Below are 14,914 nucleotides of genomic sequence, written 5' to 3'. Positions count from 1 at the left end.
GCGCGCGAGGGGACCGGTCTCGGGGTGTGGGGGCGCCGGTTACGCCTGCGCCGTGCGCTGGGCCACGAGCGCGCGCAGCGCCCACTCGTAGCCGGCGACGCCGAGACCCACGATGATCCCGGACGCGACCGGGGAGATGTAGGAGTGGTGGCGGAACCCCTCGCGGGCATGGACGTTGGAGATGTGCAACTCGATGAGCGGTACGTGGGCGCCCTTGATCGCATCGTGCAGGGCCACCGAGGTGTGCGTGTAGGCGCCCGCGTTGAACACCACCCCGAGGGACTCCCCGCGGGCGACCGCGGCGCCGGCGTCGTGGAGGGCGTCGATGAGGACGCCCTCGTGGTTGGACTGCCGGAAGTCGATGTCGACGCCCAGTTCCTTGCCGACGTTGCGGCACAGGGTCTCCACGTCCTCGAGGGTCTGCGCGCCGTACACGCCGGGCTCGCGGGTGCCGAGCAGGTTGAGGTTGGGGCCGTTGAGGACGAGCACCGAGGTCATGGACGAATCTCCTTTGCTTTCTTCGTGTTCCGGGGGCATCTCCCGGTCGGGTCTGTCAGCCGACGGGCAGGCCGGCGGTCACGGTGCTCGAGCGCACGACGAGGTGGGTGCCGAGTTCCACGGGCGCAGCGCGGGGTGTGGTCTTTCCCTCGAGGACGTCGCACAGCAGGTCGATCGCAGTCACGCCGGCCTCGTCGAACGCGAGATGCACGGTGGTCAGCGGCGGCGAGGTCATCGCGCAGAGCCACGAGTCGTCGAATCCGACGACGGAGTAGTCGCGGCCCGCCCGCAGTCCGTGCTCGGCGAATCCTTGCATGAGGCCGACGGCGGCCTGGTCGTTGTACGCGACGATGGCCGTCGTCCCGGTGCCGACCAGTTCCTCGGCCGCCTTCCGGCCCGCGACGACGAAGTCGGGCTCGAGGGGGCCGAGCACCGTGCCGGTGATGCCCCGGCCGGCGCAGGCCTCCACGAAGGCGGCGAGGCGGCGGCGCTGGGCGAGCCAGTACTCGGGGCCGCCGAGGTAGGTGACGGCGGTGTGCCCGGCGTCGGCGAGATGCTCGACGGCCTCGACCATGCCGTCGTCGGAGGACAGCAGCACGGCGGGCAGATCGCCGGCAGTGTGGTTGACGAGCACGACGGGCGTGACCCGTGCGAGGTCCTCGAGGTCGGTGTCGGACATGCGCGGGGCGATCAGAACCAGTCCGTCGACCTGCCGGGCGATCGCGCGGACGAGGTCCAGCTCGTCCGCGGACCGTCCCTCGCCCGCCGCGACGAAGAGGGAGTAGCCGCGCGCGCGGGCCCGGTCCTGTGCCGACTCGACGGCGGGGCCGAACACGGGGTTGCGGATGTCCGGGACGAGGAAGCCCAGGTTGTGGGTGCGGCCGAGGGCGAGCGAGCGGGCGGTGGGGTTGGGGGTGAAGGACAGTGCCTCCGCGGCGGTGAACACCTTCGCGCGCGTGTCGGGACTGACGGCCTCCGGGCGGGAGAACACGCGTGAGACCGTGGCGGTCGAGACGCCGGCGCGCGCTGCGACCTCGCGAAGCGTCGCCATGGGTTCTCCTCGGGTGTGGGGTCCACCCACTGTGCAAGCGGTTACATCGCTTTGTCAAGCTGCATGTAACCGCTTGCACGGAGGGGCGGCCTGGGCGTCGCCCGCCGACCGTACCCAGCGGGCGACGCGTCGCTCACCCGTCGATGCTGGACATGTCCCCGTAGCGCTCCCCCACGACCGCCTCCCGGGGTACCGCCGACTCGATCGCGCCCAGCTCGTCCGCGGTGAGCGACACGGCCGCGGCCGCGACGTTCTCCTCGAGGAAACGCACCCGCTTCGTCCCCGGGATGGGGACCACGTCGTCGCCCTGGGCGAGGACCCACGCCAGTGCCAGCTGACCCGGGGTGCAGTTCTTGGACCGGGCCAGGCGGCGGACGGCGGTCACGAGCGCCAGGTTCGCCTCCAGCGCCGCACCCTGGAATCGCGGGAAATACGCGGTGCGGCGAGAATCCGAGCTCTCGAGATCGGACGGCGCCGTGATCGCGCCCGTCAGGATGCCGCGCCCGAGCGGCGAATACGGCACGAGCCCGATGCCGAGGTCACGCAGGGCCGGCAGGATCTCGTCCTCGATGTCGCGGGTGAACAGCGAGTACTCGGTCTGCAGCGCGGTGATCGGGTGGACGGCGTGGGCCCGGCGGATCGTCTCCGCGGACGCCTCCGACAGACCCAGATGGCGGACCTTCCCCGCCTGCACCAGTTCGGCCATCGCGCCGACGGTGTCCTCGATCGGCACGGTCTTGTCCACGCGGTGCTGGTAGTAGAGATCGATGTGGTCGACGCCGAGGCGGCGGAGCGACGCGTCGCAGGCCGTGTGGACGTATTCGGGCCGGCCGTTGATGCCGAGGCGGGTGCCGTCCTCGGCACGCTCGTTGCCGAACTTGGTCGCGAGGACGACGCGGTCGCGGCGATCCGCGACGGCGCGGCCGACGAGGTTCTCGTTGGTGAACGGCCCGTACATGTCGGCGGTGTCGAGCAACGTCACGCCGAGCTCGAGGGCCCGGCGGATGGTGGCGACGGCCTCGGCCTCGTCCCCGGTGCCGTAGAACTCGGACATGCCCATGCACCCGAGTCCCATCGCCGAGACCGTCAGCGGCGACGCGGTGCCGAGCGTGCGGGTGCCGAGTGGGGGCCGGGAGGTGTTGTTCGTGGTCATGGCGTCGAGTCAAGACCTTCGAGCGCGCTCGAAGTCAAGCGCGAGCGCTCTCGCACGGTCCGTCGTCGCGGCCGCTCGTCCGGGAGAGGTAGATGTCGATCTTGCCGTCGATCGCGGCGAGGTGCTCGGTCACCTCGTCGAGTTGGGTGAGCACCCGCGCCCGGTGCGCGCGGAGCAGCGCGAGGCGGTCCTGTTCGTTGCCGCCGCCGGCCCGGCAGAGGGCCGCGTACTCGCGGATCTCGCGGATCGGCATGCCCGTCGCCCGCAGCCGGGTCAGCAGCACCACCCAGGAGAGGTCGTCCTCGGTGTAGAGCCGGTGGCCGGAGGAGGAGCGGCCGATTGCACGCAGCATGAGGCCGTCGCGCTCGTAATAGCGGAGGGTGTGGGTGGTCAGACCGGTGCGCTCGGCGGCCTCGGCGATGGTCGCAACGGTCGTCGCGGAAGGGGCGGTCGTCATGGCTTCATGATCCGCCTCGGGGGTGGTCCTGCGCTCCGAAGGCGATCCGGGGTGGCCGCATCGGCACCACAGGGTGCCTGTCGAGGACCCGGATGGCGGCCGACGATGGGCGAACCCCGTTTCTCACCACCCTCAGGAGGCTGCCATGAAGACCCGGATCCGCACCACCGTCGCGGTCGTCGCGACCTTGTTCACCGTCGTCCTCGGCACCGCAGGCGCCGCGAACGCCGCCACCGCGAGCGCGTCCGTCAAATGCGGCCACGTGACCATCCACTGCCCGGGCTGAGCACGGGCGGCGTCGGGGACGTCGCCGTTCCCGACGCCGCCCACCGTGGGCGCGGTGCGCGGCCCTCCGCGATGACGAACAGATGGATGATGAACAGATGATCGAGACACCCGTGATCGTGGGCATCGTGTCCATCTGCGTCGGATTCGTGCTCTTCGTGCTCGCCGCGAGCGGAACGCGCGGCGGATGGAACAGGAAGCTGACGATCACGCTGTTCGTCCTGTCGGTCCTGTTCCTGACGCTCGTGCCGGTGACCGGTGCGGTCTTCTTCGCCACCTGATTTCCGGTCACCTATCGAGGACCAAAACTGTCCGCATTCGTCCCTACCGTCGTAGTCGTAGCCGCAGAATCGACATCACGAAGGGCGGAAGCGACATGACCGAGCGGACCCTCTCCGGAGAACGGGCCGACATCCTCGACATGCTGGCCGAGCAGCGGAAGATGTTTCTGATCACCCTCCGCAACCTCGACGACGAGCAGGCCCGCACCCGCAGCACCGTCAGCGACCTGACCCTGGGTGGGCTGCTCAAGCACGTCTCGACCACCGAGCAGCACTGGATCGACACGATCCGCACACTCGACGACACCGCCGAGTTCGACATGGAGTCCGCGATGGAGCAGTACTACATGCGCGACGACGAGACCGTCGCCGGCCTGCTCGAGCGGTACGAGGCGATCGCGGAGCAGACGGAGGCCTTCGTCGCCGGCCTCGCGGACCTCGACCTGCAGGTGCCGCTGCCCACCGCGCCGTGGGCGCCGGAGCGACAGTGGTGGAGCGCCCGAAAGGTGCTGCTGCACATCATCCGGGAGACCGCCCACCACAGCGGTCATGCCGACATCATCCGCGAATCCCTCGACGGGGCGAACACCACCATGCAGCAGGGCACCGACGCCGGCATGACCTTCGACTAGACGTCCGCGCGCGGCGGTGCTTCCCGCGCGCGTCCGTACGAGCGCGGGAAGCACTTTCGGTCGCGGGACGGCAGCCCGATCCGCGACACGCGCACGAATGTCGTTGGCCGTGCGCTCGACACGGAGCAGTATCGGGCCATGTCGGCACTCTGGGACGAAGACGGCCGCGTCGCCTGGGAACTGCACGCGTCCGGGTGGGACTGGGAACAGATCGGTCGCGAACTCGCGTGCCCCGAACACATCGCACGCGAGATGTGCGAGAGACACGGCGCGGTGCTCGCCGAACAGGCGCAGCAGGACCATCCGACGCTGTTCGACCTGCCCTGACGACGGCGACGCGACGGGCACCCCGCTCGGACCTGGCCGAGTGCGGGTGCCCGCCTGCGTCGTCGTCAGTGGGCGGTCGCGACCTCGGCCCCGATCCCGGTTTCCGCGCGCACCAGCATCTCGGCGAACTTCTCGTCCTCGTGCGCGGAGCGTCCGCGTCGCTTCTCGGCCACGAGTGAGCCGACGACGCACGCGGCAAGGCCGAGCGGCATGGTGACGATCACCGGAAGCTGGATCGTCAGGGGTGCCGGGCCGCTGCCGAGCCACAGCGCCTCGGTGAGCATGAGACTGACGATGGTCGAGACCAGGCCGGTGAGGATTCCCCACACGGCACCGGTGCTGTTGAAGCGCCGCCAGTTCAGGCTGAGCACCAGCGACGGCAGGTGGGCGCTGCCGGCCACCATGAACGCCATTCCCATGAAGTAGGTGATGTTCGTGTCGTCGCCGATCAGCATGGTCAGCCCGATCGCGACGGCGCTGAACGCCACCGCACCGAACCGGGCGACACGGGCCTGGGCGTTCTCCTCGCGCGTGCGCGCCGTGACGTCGAGTTCGTCCACCGGCGGCTTGCGGGTCAGCGCCGGCCAGATGTCGCGGGCGAAGGTGCCCGCGGCGGAGATCACCACGCCGGCGACAACGGCGACGATGCTCGCGAACGCGACCGCCGCGACCATCGCGAGGGCGATCGAGCCGCCGATCGTGCCCACGCCCCCGCCGAGTTCGGTGACGAGCACGGGCGCCGCGAGATTGCCGCCGGCGCCGACCCGATCGGCGCCGCCGTCCCCCAGCAGGGCTGCGGCGCCGAAGCCCATCACGATGACGATCAGGTAGAACATGCTGCACAGCGCGACGGTCCAGCCCAGCGAGCGTCGGGCGGTGCTCGCCTCGGGGACGGTGAAGAAGCGGATCAGGATGTGCGCCATGCCCGCCGTGCCGAGCGCGAACGCCAGCGAGTACGAGACGAGGTTCAGCGCGCTGGTCTGCCCGAAGATCAGGCCCGGGGACAGGACGGCCTCGCCCGCAACCGCGTGCTCGGTCGCGGTGTCGAGGACCTTCGGGAAGCTGAACCCGAACTGCGCGAGGATGCCCAGCCCGACCACGATCGCGAGGACCGACAGGATCGTGGACTTGATGACCTGCACCCACGTGGTGGCGAGCATGCCGCCGACGAAGACGTAGATGCCCATGAGGGTGCCGGCGACGATGACGGACAGCCAGAACGGGATACCGGAGACCGACTCGAGCAGCACCCCGGCCGCGACGAGTTGCGCGAGCAACACGAAGGTGCCGGTGGCGATGGTGCTCAACGCCACGACGACCCGCACGCTGCGTGCCTCGGTGCGGAACACGAGTACGTCGGCGAGGGTGTACTTGCCCACGTTGCGCATCTTCTCGGCGAGCAGGAACAGCACGGGCAGGAACGAGATCACCGAGGTGCAGAGGATGACGGCGCCGTCGACGCCCTTGTAGAAGATCAGGCCGGTGGTTCCGAGAAAGCTTCCGGCCGAGATGAATTCACCGGCGATCGCGAAGCCGTTCTGCCAGCTCGAGATCGAGCGGCCGGCGGCGAAGAATCCGTCGGCGCTGCGGGCCCGCCGGGACACGGCGAACGTGACCCACAGGGTCAGCGAGATCACCGCCGCGCAGATCGCGATCGCGAGGTAGTCGGCGTCGCCGGTCATGCCGCACGCTCCTGGTTCTCGAGGACGGCCGCGACGGCGGCGTCGGCGGCGGGCTGGATGTAGATGCGGGTGAGCCGGAAGTAGGCGTAGACGAGGACCCACGTCCCGGCGAACTGGGAGAACACGACCCACAGCGAGAGGGGAACTCCGAGGAGCTCGGTGTCACCGAGGAATTCGGGGAAGTAGGCGAAGCCGACGAGGAAGGACGCGAAGAGCGTGATCGCGAGGGCGCCGAGGGAGTTGGTGACGGTGCGCCGGCGGCGGCGCAGTTCGACGACCTCGGGCAGGGAGAGCATCGCGCTCCAGGTCGGTTGCGTTCCGGTCTGCAACTCGGTCACGGCCGCACCGCCGCCCGGCGTGCCGTCTCCAGCGCGAAGAGGTTCTCGTCCCAGCCCTGCTCGAGCGGACCGAAGAAGTGGAAGCGGACCTGCTTGACCCGGTAGCGCCAACGGCCGTCGACCTTGACCACCTCGTCGGTGTAGCGGCCGGCGGCGATGGCGGGGGCGCCGTCGGTCACGCAGGGCTGCCACAGGAAGGACCGCACGGTGGCGCGGTCGCCGTCGAGGTCGATCTCCATGTTCGTGATGAAGTGCCAGAACGTGGTCAGCCCTCCGGCGGCGAGGCCGGCGAAGAACTCGCGCATCTCGGCCTTGCCGCGGGGATGGGACAGGCCGTCGAACTCGCCGTCGTCGGTGAACAGGTCCATCAGGGCGTCCCAGTCGCCGTCGTCGAGGTGACGGCAGTAGCGGGCGTCGAGCGAACGGATCGCCTCGAGGTCCTCGAGGCGGGTGATGCGCTCGGTGAGCGTGATGTCGGGGATGGTGGTCACAGGTGCGCCCTCCGAAGAAGTGGTTAACGCATGTTCATGTGAGGTGGACCATAGACGGGCGGCAACCGCACCGTCAAGACCGGCTTCTTGCTGGTCCCGACCTGGGCCTCTACCCTCCATCTCATGAACACTCGATCGGGCACGACCCTGATGGGCGTCCGGGACCGGATCCTCGACGCGGCGCTCGACGAGTTCTTCGCGGCCGGTTTCCACGGCGCGACGATGCGCACCATCGCCAATCGTGCTGGTTGCAGCGCTGCGAACGTCTACAACCACTTCGAGAACAAGTCGGAGTTGCTCGTCGAGATCCTCCGGGCGGCCAGCGACGAGCAATTCACCGCCACGCGCAACGCGCTGCGCAAGGCGGGTACGGATCCCGCCGAGCGCTGGCGGGCCGCCGTGGTGGCGCACGCGCTGTTCACCGCCCGTAATCCGCGTGAGTGCCTGGTGGCGAACACCGAGCTCCGGTATCTCGGCGAGGTGGATCGCAAGCGGGTGGTCGGTTCGCGGGACGCGCAGGAGCAGCTGTTCGTCGAGATCGCCGAACAGGGTTCCCGGATAGGGATTTTCGATGTTCCGCACGTGCACCAGGCCGTGACCGCGGTCCTCACGATGTGCGCCGGTATCCCGCTGTGGTTCCGCCCGGACGGGCCGCTCGGCGCGGCCGAGGTGGCCGACGACTACGGCCGGTACGCGCTCAACCTGCTCGGATACCGCCCCGCCTGAACTCCGGCGTTGACGCCCGGGCGGGGGCGTGCTGTACTTGGTGAACAAGCGTTAATAACCAGATTCTGGTTCCCCGAGGGAGTCCCCCATGACCCACCGGCCGTCGCAGCCCCGTACCGACACTCCGCGGTACCTCACCGAAGAGCGCCTCGCCATCCGCGACCTCGCCCGTGACTTCGCCATGACGAAGGTGCTGCCCGTCGCCAACGAGCTCGACCCCGTCCAGGGCACCATCCCCGACTCGCTGAAGAAGGAGATGGCCGAGATCGGGTTCTTCGGCATCATGATCCCCGAGGAGCACGGCGGCCTCGGTCTCGGCGTGTTCGAGTACTGCCTGGTCGCCGAGGAGCTGTCCCGGGCCTGGATGAGCGTGTCCGGTCTCCTCGCCCGCGGCAACGGCATGGGCGGTGGCTTCACTCCCGAGCAGGAGGCCGCCCTGCTGCCGAAGGTGGCTCGCGGCGAATACCTCGGCGCGTACGCCCTGTCCGAGGCGGAGGCCGGCTCCGACGTCGCCAACATCTCCTGCCGGGCGACCCGCGACGGGGACGAATGGGTCGTCAACGGCACCAAGATGTGGTGCACCTACGCCGACGAGGCCGACTACCTGGTGCTGTTCGCCCGCACCGATCCGCACAAGGATCCGGCCAAGCCGCACCGCGGGATCAGCGCGTTCCTCGTCGAGAAGCAGCGCGGCGTGTTCCCGGAGGGAATCTCGGGCACCAAGGTCCGCAAGATCGGCTACTTCGGCTGGCACACCTGGGAGCTGTCGTTCGACAACTTCCGCATCCCCGCCGGCAAGATGCTCGGCGAGGAGGGCAAGGGTTTCTATCTCGCCGTCTCCGGGCTCGAGGTCGGCCGGGCCCACACCGCGGCCCGCGCGATCGGCCTCGCCCGTGCGGCCCTCGAGGACTCGATCGCCTACGTACACACCCGGCGCCAATTCGGCCGTCCCATCGGGGACTTCCAGCACCTGCGGTTCAAGATCGCGAAGATGGCGGCCGACATCGAGGCGGCCCGCCAGCTGATGTACTCCGTGGCCACCGACATCGACACCGGGCGGCGCTGCTCGCTCGAGGCGTCGATGTGCAAGCTCGTCGCCACCGAGATGGCAGAGCAGGTGACCAGCGAGGCCGTGCAGATCCACGGCGGTGCCGGCTACACCACGGACTTCCAGGTCGAACGGCACTGGCGCGACGCCCGCCTGACGAAGATCTTCGAAGGCACCAGCGAGATCCAGATGCGCATCATCTCCGACGAGCTGCTCGGAAGGCCGGAAACCGCATGAGCACCACACTGAACACCCTCCGCGTCGGCGATCGCACCGCCGGTTCCGGCCGGATGGCCGCCGACCTGCTCGCAGAGTCCGGAATCGTCCTCCCGACAGGGACGTTCGCGCTCGGGACCGTCGCCGCCGAGCTGCTCACCCCGCCCGTGCCCGCCGCGCACCGCACGGGACTGCGCTGGACGGCGATCACGCCGGTCACGGCGGTGGACCGGATCCGGTCGGAGGCCGTCGTCACCCGCGTCGAGGGCACCACCGCCGAGCGGTTCGTCCGCGTGCTCGATGCCGCCGGCGCCGTGCGGGAGGAGGGCACCGAGACCTGGCGGCTCGCCACGCCATCCGAACCTGTTCCGGCACTGGACTTCTGCACTCCGGCCTGGGGTGAGCTGCTCCGTGACCACCTCGAGGCCGACCCCGCCTTCGGGTCCGCCCTGGCCACCTGGGACGGCACCGTCGGCCTCCGCTGTGGCGACCGGGAACTGCACCTGCGGATCTACCGCGGCCGCATCGTCGACGTCACGCGGCGCACCCCGCACGGGGCCACCTTCACGTTCGTCGCACCCGACCACACCTGGGTCGACCTGATCCTCGGTGCGCACGACGACTTCATGCGCCGCGCAATCGGCGGCGAATTCTCCTCCACCGGAGACGGATACGAGTATCTTCGGCTCACCAAACCGCTGAACCTGATCATCGGCCACGCCCGTGCCGTCGCGAGAAAGGCCCGCTCATGATCGAGGCCCGTTACCTGGACATCGACGGAGCCCTCGGATTCGTCGAGATCGTCACCCCCGCCGGCGAACACGCCCCCGACGCGCTTCCCACCGTGCTGTGCATCCACACCGCCGGGCAGAGCGGGGTGCAGTGGCGGCACGTCGCCCACGACCTCGCGGCCCGCGGCTACCGCGTGCTCGTGCCCGACCTGCCGGGACACGGCCGATCCGAGCCCGCCCCGGACGGACCGGTCACCAGCCTCACCACGTACGGCGACTGGCTCACCGCCCTGCTCGACGCGCTCGACGTGCACCGGCCGTACGTGCTCGGCTGCTCGATCGGCGGCAAGCTGACCCTCGAACTCGCCACCCGACCGGACCGGCCGCTCGCCGGCGCCGTCGCGATGGAGGCCGAGGCCGGCCCCGGCCGCGTCAATGTCTCGGGTCTGCGCCGCGAACTCGAGGACGTCGCCGGGCCGTCGCGCGCCGAACGCACCTATCTGGGCACCCTCGCCTCCGTCGGGCGTTCGGTACCCGCCGCGACGGCGCACCGGATCGCCCTCATGCACAAGCGGGAGGACCCGGAGATCTCGTCGTCCGACCTCATCGGCTGGGGCACCCACGACGTGCGCGACCGGCTGCCGCTGCTGACCTGCCCGCTCCACCTCGTCGTCGGGGCCGACGATCCGTGGCTCGACCCGGACGCCGTCGCGGACCTCGCCGTCCGGATCAACGACATCTCGCCGGGACGGGCGCGGTTCACCCGGCTCGACGGCGTCGGCCACTATCCCATGGAGGAGGTGGAGGGCTTCGCCGTCCTCGCCGACTCGTGGCTGACCGACCTGCGGGGCGCCACCGCGGAGGTGCTGTCATGACCGCGACCACCACCTCCGGACTGGCCGCGTTCCTCGACGACCTCGTCGCCGCCGATCCCGGTGCCGTCGCCACCTACGACGTCGCCGACGGGCGGCTGCTGATCTGCAACAGGGCGGAGCTGCGGCGCCGCGTGCAGGCGGTGCGGGCCGAACTCGCGGCCGTCGGCGTCCGGCGCGGCCGGTGCATCGCGGTGCTGTTGCCCAACTGGTCCGACGCCCTCGTGTGGCAGTTCGCGGCCGCGGCGCTCGGCGCCCACGTGATCGGCGTGAACACCCGCTACAACACCGCCGAGGTGGCCCACATCCTCACCGCGGCGCGGCCGGCGGTCGTCGCCGTCGCGGCCGGCTTCCACGGCCTGGACCTGTTCGGCACGCTCCGTGCCGCCTCGGAGGTCGCCGCGGTGCCGGCTCCCGCGGTCGCGGTCGTCGCCGAACCCGGCGGGGGATCCGCCGATCCGGCCCCCTTCGACCTCGGCGCCGGGTCCTGGTGCGCGGGCGGCGGCGACACCCGCGGCGTGCGCGCCCCGGACACGCCCGACACCGCGACGCTCACGCCCGCCGGCGCGGAGGACGATCCGGCGGACCCGCTGGCCGTCGCGTTCACCACGTCCGGCTCCACCGGAACCCCCAAGCTCGCCGCCCACCGCGACTCGGCGATCGTGCGGCACGCTCGCGCCGACGCCGCGATCATGCGGGTCGAGCCCGGCGACGTCGCGCTGTGCGTGCTGCCGGTCTCCGGGGTGTTCGGCTACAGCACCGCCATGGCCGCGCTCGCCGGCGGTGCCGCGCTGCTGATGGAGCCGGTCTTCGATGCCGCGGCGACCCTGCGCCGCATGGAACAGCTGTACGTCACGCACGTTGTCGGGGGCGACGACCTGTTCGGCCGGCTCCACGACACGTGGCACGCCGAGATGCGCGCCGACCTGTCGGCGCTGAAGTGGCTCGGCATCGCCGACTTCCTCGGCCGCTCGCACGAGATCGCCCGCTGGGCGCGCGACGAGTTCGGCGCCCACACCTCGGGCGTGTTCGGGTCGTCCGAGGTGTTCGCGCTGGCGTTGCTGTGGTCGGCCGGCGACCCGGAGTCGGTGCGCTGGAACGGCGGCGGCCGCCCGGTCGACCCGTCGGTCGACGTCCGCATCGCCGACCCGCTCGACGACCGTGTCCTCCCGGACGGGGAACAGGGCGAGCTGCAGGTGCGCGGCCCCAACGTCGTCGACGCCTACCTCGGCAACCCCGATGCCGCCCGCCGCGCATTCACCGCCGACGGCTGGTTCCGCAGCGGCGACCTCGCCGTCGCGACCGGAGACGGCGGCTACACCTACGTGTGCCGGATGGGAGACGTGCTGCGGCTGCGGGGGTTTCTCGTGGACCCGGCCGAGATCGAGCACCGTCTCGCCGAACACCCCGGGGTGCGGACCGCGAAGGTCGTCGGCATCACCGGCGAGGGCGGCTACACCCGGGCGGTGGGGTTCGTCGTCCCCGTCGAGGACGCCGTCGAGTTCGATGCGGCATCGCTGAAGGCGTGGTGCGCCGAGACGCTGGCCGCGTTCAAGGTGCCGGCGACGATCCACGTGATCGAGACGATGCCCACGACGGTGGGCGGCAACGGCACCAAGATCCGCGCCGTGGAACTGCGTGAGTGGGCGCAGCAATGGACCGACCGCGAAAGGGACTTCCGACGTGACCGCAACTGATGTGACCGCAACCGATGTGGTGATCTGCGAACCGCTGCGCACACCGGTGGGCCGGTACGGCGGGGCGTTCGTCGACGTCCCCGCCACCGACCTCGCCGCCGGGGTGATCTCGGAACTGCTGGCGCGCACGGGCATCGACCCGGAGTCGGTGGACGACGTGATCTTCGGCCAGTGCTATCCCAACGGCGAGGCCCCCGCGATCGGCCGCGTCGCCGCGCTCGACGCGGGCCTGCCGGTGACGGTGCCGGGCCTGCAGCTCGACCGCCGGTGTGGGTCCGGGCTGCAGGCCGTGCTCGACGCGGCGATGCGCGTGCAGACCGGCGTCGCCGACGTCGTGATCGCCGGTGGCGTCGAATCCATGAGCCGCGCCGAGTACTACACCGAATCGATGCGGTGGGGTGCCAAGGGGGCTCCGGCCGCCCTGCACGACCGCCTCGCCCGCGGCCGGGTCACCGCCGGCGGCCGTCACCATCCCGTCCCCGGCGGGATGCTCGAGACCGCCGAGAACCTGCGCCGCAAGTACGGCATCGGCCGACGCGAACAGGACGAGCTGGCCGTCGAATCGCACCGGCGCGCGGTGGCCGCCATCGAATCCGGGGTGTTCGCGCAGGAGATCGTGCCGGTGGCGGTGCCCCAGCGCAAGGGCGACGACCGCATCGTGGACCGGGACGAGCATCCGCGCGCGGACGCCTCCGTCGACACCCTCGCGAAACTGCGGCCGATCATGGCGGCGCAGGATCCGGAGGCGACGGTGACCGCGGGCAACGCCAGCGGTCAGAACGACGGTGCCGCAGCCTGTCTCGTCACCACCCGCGCGCAGGCGGACCGCCTGGGCCTGCGTCCCCTGGGCCGGTTGGTGACCTGGGCGGTGGCCGGCGTCGCGCCGGCGGAGATGGGCATCGGCCCGGTGCCGTCCACCGAGAAGGCCCTGAAGCGCGCCGGCCTGACGCTCGCCGACATCGACCTGATCGAACTCAACGAGGCGTTCGCGGCGCAGGCACTCGCGGTGACCCGTGAATGGAACTTCGGGACAACCGATTTCGAGCGGACGAACGTCAACGGTTCGGGAATCTCGCTCGGCCACCCGGTCGGGGCGACCGGCGTGCGCATCCTCGCCACGTTGCTGCGCGAACTGGATCGTCGCGGGGCGCGCTACGGCCTCGAGACGATGTGCATCGGTGGCGGGCAGGGGCTGACGGCGATCTTCGAAAGGGCCGCATGACGACCCGGCCGCTCGAGGGGATCCGCGTCGTCGACCTGTCGAGCTTCGTCGCCGGTCCGACCGCCGGGCGCATCCTCGCCGAGCTCGGTGCCGACGTGGTCCGTGTCGATCCGGTCGCCGGCGCGGTCGACGGCGGGCGGTGGCCCCTCGCGGAGTCGGGGGCGAGCCTGTACTGGACGGGGTTGAACCAGGCGAAGCGGTCCGTCGCGGTGGACCTGCGCAGTGCGGACGGTCGTGCCGTCGTCACCGAGCTGATCGCCCGGTCCGGGGTGGTGCTCGAGAACGCGGCCCACGCACCGTGGCTCGCCCACGAGGTGCTCGCCGCGCGACGACCCGACCTGATCCACCTGCACATCGCCGGCAACGCCGACGGCACCCCCGCCGTGGACTACACGGTCAACGCCGCTGTCGGGCTGCCTCTCATGACCGGGCCCGTCGATGCTGCGGCCCCGGTGAACCACGTGCTCCCGGCCTGGGACCTGATCACCGGGGTGCAGGCGGCCCTCGGCATCGTCGCCGCGCTGCGCAGGCGGGACCGCACGGGGGAGGGCGCGTACCTCGAGCTCGCGCTCGAGGACGTCGCGGTGTCCGCGGTCGTGAGCATGGGCTGGCTGGCCGAGGCCGAGGAACGCGGCTCGGCCCGCGACCGGCAGGGCAACGCGCTCTACGGCAGCTACGGGTCCGACTTCGCCACGGCGGACGGCCGCGCCGTCATGGTCGTCGGCCTCACCCCCGCACAGTGGCGATCGCTCGTCGAGGTCACCGGCACCGCCGAGGTCTTCGCGGCGCTCGAACGGCACCGCGGGCTGCGGTTCGCCGACGAGGGTGACCGCTACGCCGCGCGCGACGAGATCACGGCGATCCTGCGTCCGTGGTTCGCGGCGCGCACGCTCGCCGAGATCGAGAAGGAACTGTCCGGCAGCCGGGTGCTGTGGGCGCCGTACCGGACCATGGACGAGGTGGCCGCCCGCGAGTACGCGGTGATCGAACGCGTCGAGCAGCCCGGCGTCGGCCCGGTGCCGACGGCGCGCTCCCCGTTGCGCTGGGACGGGACGTACACCGAGGCGCGCCCGGCGCCGCGCCACGGGCAGCACACCCGAGAGGTACTCGAAGAACTCGGTCTCTCCCCCGAGCGTGGAGACGAACCCGGCGGAGCGCGCTGACCGCGGCCGTGTCGAGTGCGCTGAGCGCCGTTCGGTCCGGTGAC

The 14,914-nt window shown here is 70.9% G+C and carries 18 protein-coding genes; 11 read left to right on the top strand and 7 right to left on the bottom strand.

Going from position 1 to position 14,914, the window contains the following annotated elements; translation table 11 throughout:
- Positions 1-39: 39 nt before the first annotated feature.
- From aroQ to KZJ41_RS26680, 4 genes are all read right to left on the bottom strand, one after another.
- A complete protein-coding gene (aroQ, locus tag KZJ41_RS26695; RefSeq protein WP_006941726.1) occupies positions 40-498 on the bottom strand; it encodes a type II 3-dehydroquinate dehydratase in 459 nt (152 codons plus the stop codon).
- A 55-nt stretch (positions 499-553) separates the two neighbouring features.
- Positions 554-1,549 carry a LacI family DNA-binding transcriptional regulator gene (locus tag KZJ41_RS26690; RefSeq protein WP_006941725.1) on the bottom strand — a complete coding sequence of 332 codons (996 nt, stop codon included), beginning with the start codon at positions 1,547-1,549 and terminating at the stop codon, positions 554-556.
- Between the two features lie 133 nt (positions 1,550-1,682).
- Positions 1,683-2,624, bottom strand: coding sequence for an aldo/keto reductase (locus KZJ41_RS26685; protein WP_231386039.1), 942 nt, complete (start codon positions 2,622-2,624; stop codon positions 1,683-1,685).
- Between the two features lie 112 nt (positions 2,625-2,736).
- Positions 2,737-3,159, bottom strand: a complete 423-nt coding sequence (locus tag KZJ41_RS26680; RefSeq protein WP_102800567.1) for a MerR family transcriptional regulator — start codon at positions 3,157-3,159, stop codon at positions 2,737-2,739.
- 145 nt (positions 3,160-3,304) lie between these two features.
- Here KZJ41_RS26680 and KZJ41_RS26675 point away from each other — a divergent pair, with 145 nt between their 5' ends.
- The 4 genes from KZJ41_RS26675 to KZJ41_RS26660 all read left to right on the top strand — a co-directional run bounded on the left by KZJ41_RS26675 (position 3,305) and on the right by KZJ41_RS26660 (position 4,684).
- Positions 3,305-3,445: a hypothetical protein gene (locus tag KZJ41_RS26675; protein ID WP_006941722.1), complete on the top strand. Its 141-nt coding sequence runs from the start codon at positions 3,305-3,307 to the stop codon at positions 3,443-3,445.
- Positions 3,446-3,542: 97 nt separating this feature from the next.
- Positions 3,543-3,725 (top strand): hypothetical protein, encoded by a 183-nt coding sequence (locus tag KZJ41_RS26670; RefSeq protein WP_006941721.1) that lies wholly within the window; start codon positions 3,543-3,545, stop codon positions 3,723-3,725.
- A 95-nt stretch (positions 3,726-3,820) separates the two neighbouring features.
- Entirely contained in the window at positions 3,821-4,357 is a 537-nt protein-coding gene (locus KZJ41_RS26665) for a DinB family protein (RefSeq protein WP_050036084.1), read from the top strand.
- Positions 4,358-4,495: 138 nt separating this feature from the next.
- Positions 4,496-4,684, top strand: coding sequence for a hypothetical protein (locus tag KZJ41_RS26660; RefSeq protein WP_003938775.1), 189 nt, complete (start codon positions 4,496-4,498; stop codon positions 4,682-4,684).
- Between the two features lie 65 nt (positions 4,685-4,749).
- Here KZJ41_RS26660 and KZJ41_RS26655 read toward each other — a convergent pair whose 3' ends face one another.
- From KZJ41_RS26655 to KZJ41_RS26645, 3 genes are read right to left on the bottom strand one after another with little or no spacing between them, the layout of a single operon-like run.
- On the bottom strand, positions 4,750-6,366 hold the full coding sequence (locus KZJ41_RS26655) for a cation acetate symporter (protein WP_006941717.1): 1,617 nt from the start codon (positions 6,364-6,366) through the stop codon (positions 4,750-4,752).
- Positions 6,363-6,704: a DUF485 domain-containing protein gene (locus KZJ41_RS26650; RefSeq protein WP_006941716.1), complete on the bottom strand. Its 342-nt coding sequence runs from the start codon at positions 6,702-6,704 to the stop codon at positions 6,363-6,365. Before KZJ41_RS26650 ends, KZJ41_RS26655 begins: the two co-directional genes overlap by 4 nt.
- Positions 6,701-7,195 carry a nuclear transport factor 2 family protein gene (locus tag KZJ41_RS26645; protein WP_006941715.1) on the bottom strand — a complete coding sequence of 165 codons (495 nt, stop codon included), beginning with the start codon at positions 7,193-7,195 and terminating at the stop codon, positions 6,701-6,703. Before KZJ41_RS26645 ends, KZJ41_RS26650 begins: the two co-directional genes overlap by 4 nt.
- A 123-nt stretch (positions 7,196-7,318) precedes the next feature.
- Here KZJ41_RS26645 and KZJ41_RS26640 point away from each other — a divergent pair, with 123 nt between their 5' ends.
- The 7 genes from KZJ41_RS26640 to KZJ41_RS26610 all read left to right on the top strand — a co-directional run bounded on the left by KZJ41_RS26640 (position 7,319) and on the right by KZJ41_RS26610 (position 14,870).
- Positions 7,319-7,921 carry a TetR/AcrR family transcriptional regulator gene (locus KZJ41_RS26640; RefSeq protein ID WP_029546592.1) on the top strand — a complete coding sequence of 201 codons (603 nt, stop codon included), beginning with the start codon at positions 7,319-7,321 and terminating at the stop codon, positions 7,919-7,921.
- Between the two features lie 88 nt (positions 7,922-8,009).
- Positions 8,010-9,206, top strand: coding sequence for an acyl-CoA dehydrogenase family protein (locus tag KZJ41_RS26635; protein ID WP_006941711.1), 1,197 nt, complete (start codon positions 8,010-8,012; stop codon positions 9,204-9,206).
- Positions 9,203-9,937 (top strand): hypothetical protein, encoded by a 735-nt coding sequence (locus tag KZJ41_RS26630; protein WP_006941709.1) that lies wholly within the window; start codon positions 9,203-9,205, stop codon positions 9,935-9,937. The genes KZJ41_RS26635 and KZJ41_RS26630 overlap by 4 nt, the downstream gene beginning before the upstream one ends.
- Positions 9,934-10,791: an alpha/beta fold hydrolase gene (locus KZJ41_RS26625; protein WP_006941707.1), complete on the top strand. Its 858-nt coding sequence runs from the start codon at positions 9,934-9,936 to the stop codon at positions 10,789-10,791. Before KZJ41_RS26630 ends, KZJ41_RS26625 begins: the two co-directional genes overlap by 4 nt.
- Positions 10,788-12,485, top strand: a complete 1,698-nt coding sequence (locus KZJ41_RS26620; RefSeq protein ID WP_006941706.1) for an AMP-binding protein — start codon at positions 10,788-10,790, stop codon at positions 12,483-12,485. Before KZJ41_RS26625 ends, KZJ41_RS26620 begins: the two co-directional genes overlap by 4 nt.
- Positions 12,472-13,707 (top strand): acetyl-CoA C-acetyltransferase, encoded by a 1,236-nt coding sequence (locus tag KZJ41_RS26615; protein WP_006941705.1) that lies wholly within the window; start codon positions 12,472-12,474, stop codon positions 13,705-13,707. The genes KZJ41_RS26620 and KZJ41_RS26615 overlap by 14 nt, the downstream gene beginning before the upstream one ends.
- Positions 13,704-14,870, top strand: a complete 1,167-nt coding sequence (locus KZJ41_RS26610; protein ID WP_006941704.1) for a CoA transferase — start codon at positions 13,704-13,706, stop codon at positions 14,868-14,870. The genes KZJ41_RS26615 and KZJ41_RS26610 overlap by 4 nt, the downstream gene beginning before the upstream one ends.
- The last annotated feature ends 44 nt before the right edge of the window (positions 14,871-14,914 follow it).

Origin of the sequence: Rhodococcus sp. 11-3 (genome assembly GCF_023704055.1) — a bacterium.
In the GTDB taxonomy this organism is placed as follows: domain Bacteria; phylum Actinomycetota; class Actinomycetes; order Mycobacteriales; family Mycobacteriaceae; genus Rhodococcus; species Rhodococcus aetherivorans.
This window is presented reverse-complemented; position numbering and strand designations above follow the sequence as displayed.